General features: G+C 37.5%; 13 protein-coding genes. 9 read left to right on the top strand and 4 right to left on the bottom strand.

Translation table 11 applies throughout. From position 1 onward, the window contains the following. Positions 1-22: 22 nt before the first annotated feature. Positions 23-322 carry an MGMT family protein gene (locus tag ACFJGY_RS13330; RefSeq protein WP_379964711.1) on the top strand — a complete coding sequence of 100 codons (300 nt, stop codon included), beginning with the start codon at positions 23-25 and terminating at the stop codon, positions 320-322. A 353-nt stretch (positions 323-675) separates the two neighbouring features. Beyond that, positions 676-1,059, top strand: a complete 384-nt coding sequence (locus tag ACFJGY_RS13325; protein ID WP_379964709.1) for a DNA-binding protein — start codon at positions 676-678, stop codon at positions 1,057-1,059. A 274-nt stretch (positions 1,060-1,333) separates the two neighbouring features. Here the strand turns inward: ACFJGY_RS13325 and ACFJGY_RS13320 are convergent, their stop codons facing one another. The 4 genes from ACFJGY_RS13320 to ACFJGY_RS13305 form a co-directional block, all read right to left on the bottom strand. Beyond that, positions 1,334-3,841 (bottom strand): M1 family metallopeptidase, encoded by a 2,508-nt coding sequence (locus ACFJGY_RS13320; protein WP_379964707.1) that lies wholly within the window; start codon positions 3,839-3,841, stop codon positions 1,334-1,336. A 94-nt stretch (positions 3,842-3,935) separates the two neighbouring features. Next, entirely contained in the window at positions 3,936-4,730 is a 795-nt protein-coding gene (locus ACFJGY_RS13315; protein WP_379964705.1) for a thymidylate synthase, read from the bottom strand. Positions 4,731-4,819: 89 nt separating this feature from the next. Further along, positions 4,820-6,967 (bottom strand): prolyl oligopeptidase family serine peptidase, encoded by a 2,148-nt coding sequence (locus ACFJGY_RS13310; RefSeq protein ID WP_379964704.1) that lies wholly within the window; start codon positions 6,965-6,967, stop codon positions 4,820-4,822. 243 nt (positions 6,968-7,210) lie between these two features. Further along, a complete protein-coding gene (locus ACFJGY_RS13305) occupies positions 7,211-7,960 on the bottom strand; it encodes an SDR family NAD(P)-dependent oxidoreductase (RefSeq protein ID WP_379964702.1) in 750 nt (249 codons plus the stop codon). Between the two features lie 217 nt (positions 7,961-8,177). Here ACFJGY_RS13305 and ACFJGY_RS13300 point away from each other — a divergent pair, with 217 nt between their 5' ends. From ACFJGY_RS13300 to ACFJGY_RS13270, 7 genes are all read left to right on the top strand, one after another. Further along, the gene (locus ACFJGY_RS13300; protein WP_379964700.1) at positions 8,178-9,482 is read left to right on the top strand and encodes a TolC family protein; all 1,305 of its coding nucleotides are present in this window, start codon (positions 8,178-8,180) and stop codon (positions 9,480-9,482) included. Positions 9,483-9,506: 24 nt separating this feature from the next. Next, a complete protein-coding gene (locus ACFJGY_RS13295) occupies positions 9,507-10,763 on the top strand; it encodes an efflux RND transporter periplasmic adaptor subunit (RefSeq protein ID WP_379964698.1) in 1,257 nt (418 codons plus the stop codon). Between the two features lie 143 nt (positions 10,764-10,906). Next, positions 10,907-11,644, top strand: a complete 738-nt coding sequence (locus tag ACFJGY_RS13290; protein WP_379964696.1) for an ABC transporter ATP-binding protein — start codon at positions 10,907-10,909, stop codon at positions 11,642-11,644. Positions 11,645-12,075: 431 nt separating this feature from the next. Further along, on the top strand, positions 12,076-13,293 hold the full coding sequence (locus ACFJGY_RS13285) for an ABC transporter permease (RefSeq protein WP_379964694.1): 1,218 nt from the start codon (positions 12,076-12,078) through the stop codon (positions 13,291-13,293). A gap of 258 nt (positions 13,294-13,551) precedes the next feature. Next, positions 13,552-14,526 carry a sensor histidine kinase gene (locus ACFJGY_RS13280; RefSeq protein WP_379964692.1) on the top strand — a complete coding sequence of 325 codons (975 nt, stop codon included), beginning with the start codon at positions 13,552-13,554 and terminating at the stop codon, positions 14,524-14,526. Positions 14,527-14,573: 47 nt separating this feature from the next. After that, complete coding sequence (locus ACFJGY_RS13275) at positions 14,574-14,813, top strand: DUF6922 domain-containing protein (RefSeq protein ID WP_379964690.1); 240 nt, start codon at positions 14,574-14,576, stop codon at positions 14,811-14,813. Beyond that, positions 14,810-15,151 carry a nucleotidyl transferase AbiEii/AbiGii toxin family protein gene (locus ACFJGY_RS13270; protein WP_379964688.1) on the top strand — a complete coding sequence of 114 codons (342 nt, stop codon included), beginning with the start codon at positions 14,810-14,812 and terminating at the stop codon, positions 15,149-15,151. The genes ACFJGY_RS13275 and ACFJGY_RS13270 overlap by 4 nt, the downstream gene beginning before the upstream one ends. Positions 15,152-15,155 lie beyond the last annotated feature (4 nt).

Genomic DNA, 15,155 nt, shown 5'->3' with positions numbered 1-15,155 from the left:
TGTAAAAGAAGATTATAAAAAAATGAACGATCTATTCAAACAACAGGTTTATGAGATCACAAGACTCATCCCAAAAGGGCGGGTTTCCACTTACGGCGCAGTGGCAAAAGCCGTTGGTTATCCCAATCATTCCCGCCACGTTGGCAATGCAATGGGTGGTTGTCCAAAAGATGTTCCCGCGCACAGAGTCATCAGCAGTACCGGAAAATTATCGGTTCCTTCGTTCAGAGAAAGGTTAGAAAAAGAAAAAGTAGTCGTTCAGGAAAACTGGAAGATCAAAGATTTTAAAACCCTGTTCTGGGATCCTTTGAAAGAACTTTAAGATAAGTATAATCCCTTAGTTTAAGCTGCTAAGGGATTTTTTGTGTTCATTTTTATAATTAAGAATGATATAATATTAATAATAATCAGCTCCAAAAACAGCCTTCTGCAAGTCCGATGAACAGGGCATCCGCAAGGGTGTATAAAAAGACACGAGAGTTTTCACAAAAAGACACGAGAGTTTTAATGAAAACACACGTGTGTTTTAAACTATAGACACGTGTGTTTTGATATATTATCTATTTTTAACTCATTAAGGTTAAAATATTTCTACAAATTTTTTTGTATGATCATTATTTTTTTATACTTTTACCCAGTTGAAGAAATTCAATTTTAACTAAAAACACAAATAAAATGTCAATTAAATTTAATGCGGTTCAAAGAGCGAACCCGCAAAACAGAAATGAGCCCGCAAAATATTACGCCAATATCGTTGGCGACGGTAAAACCACACTGGCAGATCTTGCCAAACACGCCGGCGCAATGTCCACAGTTTCCAAAGCAGATATCCTAGCCGTTCTGGAAAGTACATTTTCCAAAATTGCCGAAGATGTGGCGGATGGAAAGATCGTCTATGTAGGCGAATATTTTACATTGCAGGCTGGCGGATCCAGTACCGGTGAAGAAAAAGAAAAAGATGTTTCCGCAGCAAGCATCAAAAGTGTAAAGGCAGTTTTCCGTCCCGGCAAAATGATCAAAGATGCCCTGAAACTGGCAACCTATCAAAAGAAAGATTAAGTTACACGAAATTTTAATTATTAAAATCTTCTCGCAGATCCCCGGCGTTTGTATTCATTTGCCATTTGTGTTTTAATTATTAAATGGTCTGCGAGATTTATTTTAATTTATCAATATATAGAAACAAAGAAGCCATCTCAAATAAGATGGCTTCTTAATTTTGAAAGAACCCTTCGATTCTGCTCAGTGTGACACCGCTAATAGCAGCTTGTCAGTCTGAGGCTCTCGAAGACTTTAAATAGTATTCTTTCTTAACTTATTATTGAGCCTGCTTCTATTTATATGCCTCAATCGTTTTATTAATTGCCTCGATCTGCTGATGAATAGTCGGGCTGTTCGGGTTGTTTTTAAGGACTTCCATTTTCTTGCTGAGTCCGTCTTTCAGCATTTGCACGATCATCATTTTCACCTGTGGATTGTCGGGTATCTGAGACTTAGCCTGAACCAGAACTTTAGTCACTTTCTCAGTTGCTTTCAGGTTGTCAGAACTCATAATCCAGTTATAACCGTCCTCAGCAAATTTTCCCAAAACAGGATCCTGAAATTTGATAAAAGGGTAGAAGGCTACAGTAGCGCCAATGGCCGGCATTTGCTTCTCAGTCTTATTCTTTACAATGATCGGAAGCAGTTTTGAGATCAGATCATCTGATGTATTATCAAGATCGATTTTATCGGCAAGTGTGGTTGCTTTGGAAGGATCAAGATCTGCAATTCCTGCTAAAGATGCGCCTTTTACGGCATTGGAAACAGCATTCATTCCTTTTTCAAAAACAGATGTGTATTTCGCATTTTTAGTTTTTGTCAAAGCTGAAATAGCTGCTGCCTGAACCAAAGTTTTTGGATCGTTGGAAGCTAGTTTTTCAACATCTGCTGTCAACGCTTTTGCCTGATCTGCATTAGTCAAATCGATCTGTCCCAAAGCCTCTTCTCTCAATCTGAAGAAAGGATCTTTAAGTGCCGCTGCCAATAATTTGATAACAGCAGGATTCTTGGCATCCGCTTCTTTTACAGATGATAAAGCTCTGTATCTGCTAAGATATTCTTTAGAATTGGTGTATTGTAATAAGTTTTGTTCAGGCGTTTTAGTTTCAGTGATCTCAGAAAGCAGAATTCCGTCCGCATTGATATTGATCAGATCCGGAGTCTTGGAAGAATCAAAAGTAAAAGTGTTTTTAGCTTTTGCATCTACCCAAACGTTATATCTTTTTGGTTTGCCATTGTCATAAACATCAATAGCGAAAGGAAATTCAAACGGTGTTTCCTGTGATTGGTTAATAACAACTGTCACTTGTTTTTTCACAGGTTCGTAAGTCGAAGTATAGCTCAACTTCGGATTTCCGCTTCCAAAATACCATTGGTTGAAAAACCAGTTAAGATCTTTCCCGGAGACTTTTTCCAGAGATAATCTTAACTGATGCGCTTCACCGTTTTGATATTCATTCGTTTTCAAATAGTCGGTCAATCCTGCAAAAAAGGCATCATCACCAAGATAATTTCTCAGCATATGAAGGATTCCGCCGCCTTTGTTATAAGTAATTGCATCAAAAACATCTTCACGGGAAGCATAATCAAACCTCACCAGATCTTTATTGAACAAAGCCGGATTGTGAATATAAGCCGAAAGATCCTCTCTCAAATGGTAGTCTGCGTCGTCTTTTCCATATTTGTGTTCCAGCCAGAGATATTCGGAATAGTTGGCGAAAGACTCATTGACAGTCAGATTGCTCCAGCTCTCAGCCGTAACAAGATCCCCAAACCAGTGGTGAAAAAGTTCGTGTGCGATCGTGTTCTCCCATTTGTTTTCATCGATGAGGTCTCCGGGTTTTTGCTGCGCCGATTCCTGATGAAGCGTAGCAGTTGTATTTTCCATAGCCCCGGAAACAAAATCTCTACCCGTGATCTGTGCATACTTTGCCCAAGGATAATCATAAGCTAATCTTTTGGAATAGAACTTGATCATCTCAGGTGTGTTCCCGAAGATTTGCTTTGCGTAGGGCTCGTATTCTTTTTCTACATAATAATCGACGTCAATATTTCTCCATTTGTCTTTTACAACAGCATAATCTCCCACGCCCATAAAGAAAAGATAAGTGGAATGTCTCTTATCCATCACCCAATGATCGGTTCTCTGATCGCCTGATTTCTGAGAATCTTTCAGGATTCCGTTGGAAAGTGTGACGTATTTGTCAGGAACAGTCATATAGATTTCCTGAGTAGTCTTCTGATTGGATTTGTCGATTGTTGGGAACCAGGCAGATGAAGATTCGGTTTCGCCCTGAGTCCAGATCTGTGTTGGTTTATCTTTATCTTTTCCTTGAGCATTGATGAAATAAAGACCTTTCGCATCATTGATAGCTGCACTTCCTTCCTGTTTTACTTCATTCGGGCGGGCTGTATATTTGATGTAAACTGTGTAATCCTGATTCTTTTGATAGGATTTGTCAAGTGTGATTTTCAGAACATCATTTTTATAATCAAATTTTAGAGGCTGTTTTGAACCGTTTTTGTCCAAGGCAACTTCGTGGATCAGCATTCCTTTTGCATCAAGCTCCAAAACATCTGTTGTATAGAAATAGGGACTTGCAGTCAGCCATTCTTCACCATTCATCTGTTCTTTCTGATAATCGAAACTGACTTTCAGTTTGGTATGTTTTAGTTCTGTTGTTTTGGTGTGGGTTGCTCTGTAAACAGGATTTCTGCCGGAAGTTTCTGTCTGAGCAAAAGTAGTATTTGAATTAAAAATTGCACCCAGAAAAAGTGCAGCGATTAAGATCTTCTTCATTTTTATGAAATTATGTCGTTGATTTATTTTTAAAAGAGATAAGTGTTTGTTTTTAAGGGAATGTTACAAAAAAAGCGGGAAAGTCCCGCCTAATTTATATCGCCACCGGTGCCTTAATCCCCGGATGCGGATCGTAATTCTCCAACGTAAAATCCTCAAAATCAAAATCGAAAATATCTTTGATATCGGGATTCAGTTTCATTGTAGGCAAAGGTCTCGTTTCTCTGGATAATTGTTTGTTCACCTGTTCGAAATGGTTGTTGTAAATATGAACATCCCCGAAAGTGTGTACATAATCGCCAACTTCCAGACCTGTAACCTGCGCTACCATCATCAATAAAAGGGCATAACTTGCAATATTGAAAGGTACGCCGAGGAAAACATCTGCACTTCTCTGGTATAATTGAAGCGATAATTTCCCATCAGCCACATAAAACTGAAACAAAGCGTGACAAGGTGCCAAAGCCATATTCGGGATTTCAGCGGCGTTCCAGGCAGAAACTATCAGTCTTCTGGAGTCCGGATTTTTCTTAATCTGTTCAATAACGTCAGAAAATTGATCGACTACTTTGTTATCTGCGCCAGTCCAGCTTCTCCATTGTGCACCATAAACAGGACCCAGATCTCCATTTTCATCAGCCCATTCATTCCAGATGGAAACGCCGTTATCAGTCAGATATTTGGTATTTGTATCTCCCTTGATGAACCAAAGCAATTCATAAATAATGGATTTCAGATGAACCTTTTTTGTTGTTACCAAAGGAAAACCTTTTGATAAATCATAACGTAACTGGTAGCCAAAAACGCTTCGTGTTCCGGTTCCGGTTCTGTCGGTTTTGTCGGTTCCGTTGTCAATAATATGTTGTAAAAGGTCGAGATAGTTTTGCATTTTGAAGGATAAAATAATTCCTCAAATTTATAAAAAACCGTGCAATTATCCTGCACGGTTTTATTCAAAATAAAAGTTATTTAGATAATCTATTTCACCTGAAAATCTTTATCGCCACATTGCCATAATAAGAAAGAATATTCTCTTGACGCCTGTAAAAATTGCTCCTCGACTGTACTTCCGCCGAAATGTCCGGCTTTGTAATCTACGTATAGGAAAACAGGATTGGTTGATGCATTGTCAGCCTGCATTTTTGCTTCAAACTTTGCAGGAATATAACTTTCCACACGGGAATCATTGAATCCGGTCGTTATCAATTGCGCAGGATATTTTGTTCCTTTTTTAATGTGCTGATAAGCATCCATTTCTAATAAAGCTTTGAAATCGGATTCATCTTTTACAGTCCCGAATTCAGGAATGTTAACCGGTCCGTTTGGAGAAAATTCCATTCTGAGGGCATTAAGACAACCTACTTTTGGGATTGCTACTTTGTACAAATCTGGACGCTCGGTTATTGCTCTTCCAATCAAAATTCCACCAGCACTCGCACCCGAAATTCCGAATTTATCTGATGAAGTATATTTATTTTTAATCAAATATTCAGCACAGGCGTTGAAGTCTTTCCAAGTGTTTGGCTTGGTTGTTTTCTTACCTGCGAGATACCAATCCTGGCCTTTTTCCCCGCCTCCGCGGATGTGGGCAAAAGCCATTATAACACCACGATTCAGCAGCGGTAAAAATCTTGCAGAAAAATAAGGTGCATAAGCAGACATTCCATAAGCTCCGTAGCCTTGCATAAAAGTAATATTACTTCCGTCTTTTTTCAGTTTTGTTTTGTCATAAAGAATACTCAGTGGAACCATCGTTCCGTCGTGGGAAGGAACGTCTATCTCTTCATAGACGATATTTTCAAGATTCGGAAAATTGAAAGTCATATTGAAGGGACCTTTGGAAAATTCCTTTTTATCAACATCGTAGATATAGAAATTAATCGGCATATTCCAGGCAAGATTGGTCAGTAATAACTCATTGGAATTTTTTGAAAGTGCTGCAGCTTCCACATTTCCTTTGAGAGGTGTTGAGATTTTTGACGTTTCGCCGGTTTTTAAATTATAATAAAAAGGTTCTACAACCAGTTCATTTTTGGTTTTGAAAAGCACGAGATAATCTTTAGATTGGGTGACAGAGGATATTTTCCAGTCTTTATCTCCGGAAGCAATTTCTTTAGCATTCGCAAAATCTGGTTTTGAAAGCGAGGTTTTTATCAAACGGAATTTAGAATTTCCTTTTGTCGTCAACAGATAAACATCATCACCCTGTACAAAGAAATTCCAGATTTCATCTTTTTTAGTACAGAAAGGTTTCCATTGGATGTGGTCTTTTTTCAGGTCAGAAGCCGGCGCATAATAGAGTTCTTTATAATTCTCAACCGTTGATTTTCCTAAGAATATATATGGTGAATTTTTGAAAATATAAAAATCCGGAAACTCCGATGGCAGAATCTTGAGTTCCGGATATTTTTTGGAACTCGCCAGCAGAATATCTTTAGAATTATCATCGCCCAAAACGTGTAGTTTTGTTTCGGAATTCAGCCAGACTTCCGGGTCATGTGTGTCATAACTTTTTGCTTCGCCGTAGATTATTTCCGTATTGCTTCCGTCTGCGAAATTTCCGACGCTGTGTTTGATAACATCCGGCAGGAATTTTCCGGTCGTGACATCCATAATTTTCACATCGCCAAGCTCTGAACCGACTTCACTTAGGTTAAATGCAACCTTGCTTCCATCATCACTGATGCTCACGGAGAAATCCATTACTTTTCCGGGAATATAATTTTTCGGGTCAAAAAGCAATACTTCTTTTCCATCCTTTCCCTGCTTATAATAAAGTTTGTAAACAGACTCTTCCGGCAGTCTTTTTCGGTAAAAATATTTTCCACCCTCAGAAGAGACAGGCGAATACTTAACCGCAATTACTTTGTCGAGGTCTGTAAGTTCTTTAAATATTGTTTTTTGTCCGGGGATTTTAGCAAGTTCCGAATTGGTGAAATTTTCCTGAGCTTTGAACCAGTCCAGAACTTTTGGATTTTTAATATCCTCGAGCCAGCGGTAAGGATCTTCTACTTTTATCCCAAAATAAGTGTCGGTAACAAGTTCTGTTTTGGTTGGCGGGTATTTATATTGTCCGAAGGAAAAGGCTGTAATAAGCATCAGGCTTAAAAAGAATAATTTTTTCATAGTATTAATTTTTTACTTTAATGATTTGATGAATGGTTTAAGTCATTATTTTATAAATTTATACAAATATAATAATTTGATTATCAGTGTGATAAAATATTATCAAATTGAAAGCAATTCTTTTTATAATTGCCGGTTTTCCCTTTTAATGCTATGTTTTTTGAAATTTTAAAATATATAAAAAAAACAAAAAACACTCACAAAAGTGAATGCTTTTAATTATATGTGCTGTTTATATTGATTTTAAACTGCAGTGTATCCGCCATCAACAAGATAATAACCGCCAGTCATAAAAGAAGATTTTTCTGAACTTAAAAAGAGAACCATTTCCGCCACCTCTTCAGAAGTTCCTAATCTTCCCATCGGATGTTTTGCTATCAAAGCTTTTTTATGTTCGGCGTCAAGTTGGTTTAATAAGGGTGTGTCTATGTAACCTGGTCCAACAGCATTACAACGGATATTTTTCTGTCCGTATTCTGCACCGATATTTTTTGTCAAGCCGACAACTGCGTGTTTGGTAGAAGTATAAGCTGATGAAAGTGGAGCAGCAACTGTTCCGTGGATTGATGCAATATTTACGATGACACCACCGCCATTTTTCTCCATCTGTGTCAGTTCATATTTGCAACCGTAGAAAACGCCGTCCAGATTGATGTCAATTACTTTTTTCCAGCCATCAAGGCTATAGTCTCCCGTTTGATTAGCTTCTCCGCCAATTCCGGCATTGTTGCAGGCAATATCCAATCTTCCGTAAGTGTCAACTGTAGATTTTACTAAAGCTTCTACTTGTTCAGGATTTGAAGTGTCAGCTTTTACGAAAGTGGCCTCACCTCCGTTTGATTTTATGTCTTCAACGGCTGATTTTCCATGTTCTTCATTGATGTCGGAAACTATAACTTTTGCACCTTCTTTTGCGTATAATTTTGCGATTGCAAGACCGATCCCGGAACCTGCACCTGTAACCAAGGCTACTTTATTGTTAAGAATTTTCATAATAAATGAATTGTTTAATTATGAATCATAAGCAACAATAAATATGCAAATCGCAATTGTGAAAAGTTAATAATTTCATAAATGATTCTATTTGAAGCAATGGAAGATTTTTCTATCGAAACAATATTGATTTTCTTCTATAAAATCTGTCCGTTCGTCTATTAGATTTGATATTGATTTCTGTCTGATGCAATTTTGTTCCCGTAAAACAGACACAATGAAACAATATATCATCATATTATTTTTCATCAGCATTTTTGTTCCGGCTCAAAAAGTCTGGACGCTTCAGGATTGTCTTGATTATGCCGTAGAAAATAACATTACAGTTAAGAAAACGGTTTTGGACAAGACGACAGCTCAGCTAAATTATCAACAGCAGAAGAATAATAAACTGCCTACAATTTACGGTTCTTCAAGTCTTGGATTGACGAATGGCTCCAGTATCGACCCGATTACAAGTTCATTTGTAAATCAGAATATTTTATCAAATAGTTTTGGTTTAAGTGGAAACATAACGCTTTATCAGGGAAATAAACTAAATCTTCAAATCGAACAAAATAAGATATTAGTAGCACAATCGGAATTATATCAGAAACAAGCCGAAAACAATATCGTTCTGAATGTTCTCAATGCTTATCTCCAGTCTTTATATTATTATGAAGGCATCGAAAGTGCAAAATACGCCGCCAATTCTTCCGCCGAAGAGTTAAAACTGACACAGACCAAATATAAAAACGGAGCGATTTCAAAACTGGATTTGGCAGATGTGGAAACGCAGGATGCACAAAACCAATACACGGTTGTGAACAGTGAGAATCTTTATAATCAACAGGTTTTGAAACTGAAACAACTTTTGGAACTTGACCCAAGTGTTGATTTTCAAATTGAAAAAATTGCTTTAAGTGATCTGCATGAAACAATTCCGGATAAACAAGCCGTTTTTGCTCAAGCGATAGAAAATCTTCCTGACTTGAAAATTTATGATTCTCAGAATGAAGTTTTGGCAAAAGCTTTACAGATTTCCAAAGCAGGCTATTTACCGACACTTTCCGCAACTGCAGGACTGAACACTGGTTTTACAAGTACTCAGGATTACGGTTACTTCAACCAGATTAAGAATAATTTCAATAAATCAGTTGGGCTTTCATTGAATATTCCGATTTTCTCTAAAAAACAAAACGATACAAATGTAAAACTCGCTCAAATCGATATTGAACAAAACAAACTCGATAAAATAAGCGCCAGCAAAACTTTGTATTCATCAATAGAAACGGCTTGGCAAAATGCCATTGCCAACCAGGCTCAGCAAAAATCTTCAAAAGTAGCAAGAGACAATGCAAAACTCGCTTATGATTTGGCAAGTAAAAAATACGAATTCGGAGGTTTGACGACAACGGAACTTTCGGTAAGCAGAAACACTTATCTGACCAATGAGCAAACCTATCTTCAATCCAAATATATGGCAGTTCTGTATAGTCAATTACTGAATTTCTATCAAGGTAAAACAGTGACAACCAATTAATAACAACGAATTAAAATCAAGATCATGAATCCAAAATATAAAAAATACTTCAGAAATTCCGTTATCGTTCTTGTTTCGGCGGTTGTTATTTTCTTCGTTTATAAATATTTTACAACAGAAAAAACAACCAATATTGCTGTCCAGACTGTAAAAATGTCGAAGCAGAATGTCACAACTTCCGTTACTGCAACCGGAACTGTAGAACCGGTTGATCAGGTGGATGTGGGAACACAGGTTTCGGGAATTATCAATCATATCTATACAGATTACAATTCTCCCGTGAAAAAAGGTCAGCTTCTGGCGGAGCTCGACAAAACCAACCTTCAGGAATCTGTGAACAATGCTTTGGCTCAATATAATGCTTCGCTCAACGAACTGAATTATTACCAGAAGAATTACAACCGTCAAAATAATATGTTCAAATCAGGTGTCATCAGCAAGGCAGATTATGAGCAGGCAGCTTATCAGGTTAAGAATTCTCAGCAAACAGTAAGTCAAAGAAAAACAGCTTTGGCGCAGGCGAGAACCAATTTGAGTTATGCTAATATTTACGCTCCGATTGACGGCATTATCCTGAGTCGAGAAGTGGAAGAAGGGCAAACCGTCGCTGCAAGTATGACAACGCCAACGCTTTTCACCATAGCAAAAGATATTACAAAAATGCAGGTGGAAGCTAATGTGGACGAGGCTGATATCGGTGGAGTGGAAGTTGGACAACGTGTGAGTTTCACGGTGGATGCTTATCCTCAGGAGGAGTTCAGCGGTCGTGTTCGTCAGGTTCGTTTGTCCGCAACTACAGAATCCAATGTTGTGACTTACACCGTAATTATCAACGCAGATAATCCAGAACAGAAACTTAAACCTGGATTGACGGCAACCATCACGATTTTCACTCAGGAATTGAAAGATATTGAAACAGTTCCGGCGGCAGCGATTGCTTTCAGTGCCGATACAGAGACCATTCAGAAATATTATCAGCAGAATAAAATCACGGTGAAAATTCCTGAAATCAAAACCGGAAAAAACACAGAAAAATACATCTGGATTAAAAATAATGACGGAAGTCTTAGTCAGAAATTAATTACAATCGGAATCGATGACGGTGTTAATATTCAGGTCAAAAATGGACTTGCAGGGACTGAACAAATCGTAACCTCACTTGATGAACAATCAGAACTAGTTGCCAAATCAGAATCCGACGTAAGCAGCCCGTTTATGCCCAAAAGACCTAGCAGTAATAATAAAAAGTCGAGTTCAAACCAAGGTCCACCACCGAATTAAAGTTTAGTATTCAGTTATTTAGTTAATCAGTTTGTTAGTTTTAAGCTAATTAGTTATTAACGAAACCACGATTTAACAATTTTACAAATCAACCATTTAAGTAAAAACTGACAACTAATTAACTAAACAACAAATCAACTACAATGGAACCCATCATCAACATACAAAACCTGAAACGCGAATTCAAAATGGGCGACGAAACCGTTCACGCTCTAAAAGGCATCGATTTGACCATCAACGAAGGCGAATTTGTAACCATTATGGGAACAAGTGGCTCAGGAAAATCAACTTTCCTAAATGTTTTAGGCTGTCTCGACCAGCCGACTTCGGGAACATATGAGCTCGACGGCGTTTTGGTAAAGGGCTTAAGCAAAGACGAGTTGGCAGAAATCAGGAATACCAAAATCGGATTTATTTTTCAGTCTTATAATTTATTGGCCAGAACCAGCGCGCTGGAAAATGTAGAGTTGCCTTTGCTCTACAATTCCAAAGTGACGGCGGAAGAGAGAAGGGAGCGTGCTGTGAAGGCCTTAAAACAAGTCGGTTTGGAGAGCAGAATGGGGCATGTTCCGAGTCAGCTTTCTGGAGGACAACAGCAGAGAGTGGCGATTGCCAGAGCTTTGGTCAATCATCCGATAATCCTTCTGGCAGATGAAGCAACGGGAAATCTAGATACGAGAACTTCCTATGAAGTGATGAATCTATTCCAACAATTGAACGACGAAGGAATTACCATTGGATTTGTAACACACGAGGAAGACATCGCCAAATTCAGCAAAAGAACCGTGATTTTGCGGGACGGAATCATCAAAGAAGACAAAGCAGTAGAAAACCGACTGATTGCCAAAGATGAATTAATAAAACTTCCAAAAGCAGAATGATTTGGGCAGCTTTTACGTCTTCCACTCCCAAACCTAACGAAATGGTTCGACAAAGTCAATCTTTTTTCAAAAAAGGATTTCCGTTCAATCCGTGCTGCGAAGTGATTAAACGTCAGAATAACCCAAAGGGTTTAATATCAATAGCCGTAGGTGAAACCTATGGGAAAGAGAAATTAGAAATAACAATGAAGAGGAATTAATGAAGTTAACTTTTTGCAAAACCACAATGCAGACGAAAATGAAGATGCAATGAAGCAAGAAAATGAAACCGACAATGAAAAGACAATGAAGAAGCCGGTTTTGCAAAAAGTTTTTTAAAAAACAAAATCAAAAACTCTTCGACTCCGCTCAGAGTGACATCTCTAATACCAGAAAGCTAAGATTTAACAATGTCAGACTGAGCGGAGTCGAAGCCCTAAAAAATAATCAAAATGAATTTAACCAATTTATTAAAAATAGCCTGGAAAGCGATTCTACTCAACAAAACCAGAGCAATGCTGACAATGCTCGGCATCATCATAGGCGTGGCTTCCGTGATTGCGATGCTGGCGATTGGAGAAGGTTCGAAAGAAAGTATCAAAAAAAATATTTCCAATATGGGTGCGAATCTCATTACAATCCGTCCGGGTGCAGGAATGATGGGCGGCGTGCGTTCAGATGCGTCCGATACACAGACTTTGACGATGGCAGATTACAATGTTCTGAAATCTCAGGCAAAACTCATCAAAAATATTTCGCCTTTGGTCAACGGAAGCGGACAAAGTATTGCAGGTTCCAACAACTGGCCGACCACAATTTATGGTGCATCGACTGACTATCTTAAAATCCGTGATTGGGGCGTGGAAGAAGGCTCGATGTTTACGGAAGATGATATTGAATCCTATTCAAAAATGGTCGTTATCGGGAAAACCGTTCAGGAAAATCTCTTCCCGAATGAAGACCCGATTGGGAAAATGATTCGTTTCAAAAATATTCCTTTCAAAGTGATTGGGGTTTTGAAAGAAAAGGGCGAAAATACTTTTGGACAAGACCAGGACGATATTATCATTGCACCTTACACTTCCGTTCAGAAAAGGGTTTTGGCGCAGACTTACCTTCAGTCGATTGTTGCTTCATCTTTGAGTGAGGAAGATTCTGAAGCTGCGGTTAACGAAATCACAACCATTATGGAAAAGCAGCACCAGATAAAAGGTGATGAAGATAATGATTTCAATGTGTCGTCTCAACAGGAAATCATCTCAATGTTCAGTTCCACCAGCGAGATGCTGACGATTCTCTTGGTGGCGATTGCAAGTATTTCCTTACTCGTCGGCGGAATCGGAATTATGAATATTATGTACGTTTCAGTAAAAGAAAGAACACGCGAAATAGGTCTTAGAATGGCGATTGGCGCAAAAAGTAAAGATATTCTGATGCAGTTTTTAATTGAGTCAGTTTTGATAAGTATTACCGGCGGTGTTTTAGGCGTTTTGATTGGTTTGATTGCCACTTTTGGTATCAAACAGTTTGCCGGCTGGCCAGTGAGCGTAACGGCGAGTTCTATTGTAATTTCGTTCGTAGTTTGTACGATTACCGGTGTTTTCTTCGGTTGGTATCCTGCAAGAAAAGCAGCCCAAGCTGATCCGATTGATGCTTTGAGATATGAATAATAGTTGTCTGTTTTGGCTGGTAGTTGATGTTTTTTTGATGCTATTGACTTTTTAGAATTGAAATTTAATTAAAAATGAAAATAGAACAATGCTGGAAAAATTCTTAAATTCACTTCTTCGAAATTTTCACAAATCCTCAATTTTCAGGGGATTGGACAAATTTAAATTTTAAAAAAAATCGCAAAACTGCTAATCTTTTATTCTAAAAATGATAAACCTAAAAAATAAAAACCTCGAAATCAGCCTTCATCTTTTGATTTGGCTGGTTTTGTTCTTCTTCCCGCAGCATTTACAATTGGCTCAGAAACCGATTGGAATGGGATTTTCAGACATTTTTGGTTGCAATTGTTTTTCCTTGCGGTTATCTTTTATCTTAATTATTTTCTGTTAGTAAAATGGTTGTTTGATGATAAAAAGATTTGGTTTTTTGTATCAAATGCAGTGCTTTTGATTTTGCTGATTTTCATTAAAAATAAAATCTTCGAATCGCTGGAACCAGAACGTCCGAGAATGTTTGGAAAACGTCCGCCAGATGGAATGCGTTATTTTTTTGATTTTTTGATTTACCTGATTCCTGTTGCATTTTCAATCGCCATCAATGCAAGCAAAAGAATGCAGAAAGCGGAAGAAATGAAAATCGAGGCCGATAATATCAAACTTCAATCGGAACTGAAACATCTGAAATATCAGTTACAGCCGCACTTTTTCTTCAATTCTCTTAATAATATTTATTCATTAATTGATTTTAATTCTGAGAAAGCAAAACAGAGTATTCACAGTTTGAGCAAATTGATGCGTCATCTTTTGTATAAAACCGATGTCGATAAAATCAGTCTGTCCGAAGAAATTGATTTCCTGAATAAATACATTGATTTGATGTCTTTGAGACTGAATGATAAAACGAAAGTCTACACCAATTTTCCAACGAAAATTCCGAATCTGGAAGTTGCGCCGTTGCTTTTTATTTCGATTGTCGAAAATGCTTTCAAACACGGTGTTTCTGCAACACAGCATTCCGACATCAGTTTTAAAATGGAAATTATTGAAGACGAGATTCACTTCACGGCTTCAAATTCCAATTTTCCAAAAACGGATACAGACAAAAGCGGTTCCGGAATTGGTGTAGAAAATTTGCGGAAAAGACTTAACTTGCTCTATCCCGAAAAACACGAGTTTCATTCCTGTTTGAATGACGGAATGTACATTGCGGAAGTGAAATTGAAGACTAAATAGAAATTTAATTTTAAAATTGCTATCTTTGAGTTAGTTACAAATCAATAATGCAACAATCATCAAAACTTCATCCAGATTTTTCCAAGATCCCAAGATTTCTTTTTTGGGATACAAATTTTGATGAAATTGACTGGAAAAATAAGTCTACAGCAGTTATAAGACGTGTTTTTGAAAGAGGTAATGAAGAGGCGAAGTTAGAAATTGAAAAATTCTACGGTAAGGATTTGGTTATTAATGTTTTAAATTCTAATAAAATAAAACCAATGCGTCTTCATATCAATAAATGATGCTGTATTATTCTACCGTTTCTTCAGATTTAAAATCGATTCTTGATATTGTAATGAATAGCAGAATTCTGAAACCATTTCGTTTGGTTGGAGGAACTTCTCTATCGCTACAGCTTGGACATCGTATTTCTATTGATATCGATCTTTTTACAGAAGCTGATTATGGAAGTATTGATTTTGAACAAATAGAAATATTCTTGAAATCAAAATTTATCTTCATCTCTTTTTCTTCAGAATTAACTTCATTTGGCAAATCTTATTTTGTTGGAAATAGTAGAGATAGTGCAGTGAAATTAGATATATTTTATTCCACCCTTTTATTGATGATGTATTGCTGATTGA

Origin of the sequence: Epilithonimonas sp. UC225_85, from assembly GCF_042695135.1 — a bacterium.
Lineage (GTDB): Bacteria > Bacteroidota > Bacteroidia > Flavobacteriales > Weeksellaceae > Epilithonimonas.
This window is presented reverse-complemented; position numbering and strand designations above follow the sequence as displayed.

Bases quoted from the DNA above. Each gene is read 5' to 3' on its own strand.
- ACFJGY_RS13315 (WP_379964705.1), bottom strand. From the start codon at position 4,730: ATGCAAAACTATCTCGACCTTTTACAACATATTATTGACAACGGAACC.
- ACFJGY_RS13310 (WP_379964704.1), bottom strand. From the start codon at position 6,967: ATGAAAAAATTATTCTTTTTAAGCCTGATGCTTATTACAGCCTTTTCC.
- ACFJGY_RS13330 (WP_379964711.1), top strand. From the start codon at position 23: ATGAACGATCTATTCAAACAACAGGTTTATGAGATCACAAGACTCATC.
- ACFJGY_RS13325 (WP_379964709.1), top strand. From the start codon at position 676: ATGTCAATTAAATTTAATGCGGTTCAAAGAGCGAACCCGCAAAACAGA.
- ACFJGY_RS13295 (WP_379964698.1), top strand. From the start codon at position 9,507: ATGAATCCAAAATATAAAAAATACTTCAGAAATTCCGTTATCGTTCTT.
- ACFJGY_RS13270 (WP_379964688.1), top strand. From the start codon at position 14,810: ATGATGCTGTATTATTCTACCGTTTCTTCAGATTTAAAATCGATTCTT.
- ACFJGY_RS13275 (WP_379964690.1), top strand. From the start codon at position 14,574: ATGCAACAATCATCAAAACTTCATCCAGATTTTTCCAAGATCCCAAGA.
- ACFJGY_RS13290 (WP_379964696.1), top strand. From the start codon at position 10,907: ATGGAACCCATCATCAACATACAAAACCTGAAACGCGAATTCAAAATG.
- ACFJGY_RS13285 (WP_379964694.1), top strand. From the start codon at position 12,076: ATGAATTTAACCAATTTATTAAAAATAGCCTGGAAAGCGATTCTACTC.
- ACFJGY_RS13305 (WP_379964702.1), bottom strand. From the start codon at position 7,960: ATGAAAATTCTTAACAATAAAGTAGCCTTGGTTACAGGTGCAGGTTCC.
- ACFJGY_RS13320 (WP_379964707.1), bottom strand. From the start codon at position 3,841: ATGAAGAAGATCTTAATCGCTGCACTTTTTCTGGGTGCAATTTTTAAT.
- ACFJGY_RS13300 (WP_379964700.1), top strand. From the start codon at position 8,178: ATGAAACAATATATCATCATATTATTTTTCATCAGCATTTTTGTTCCG.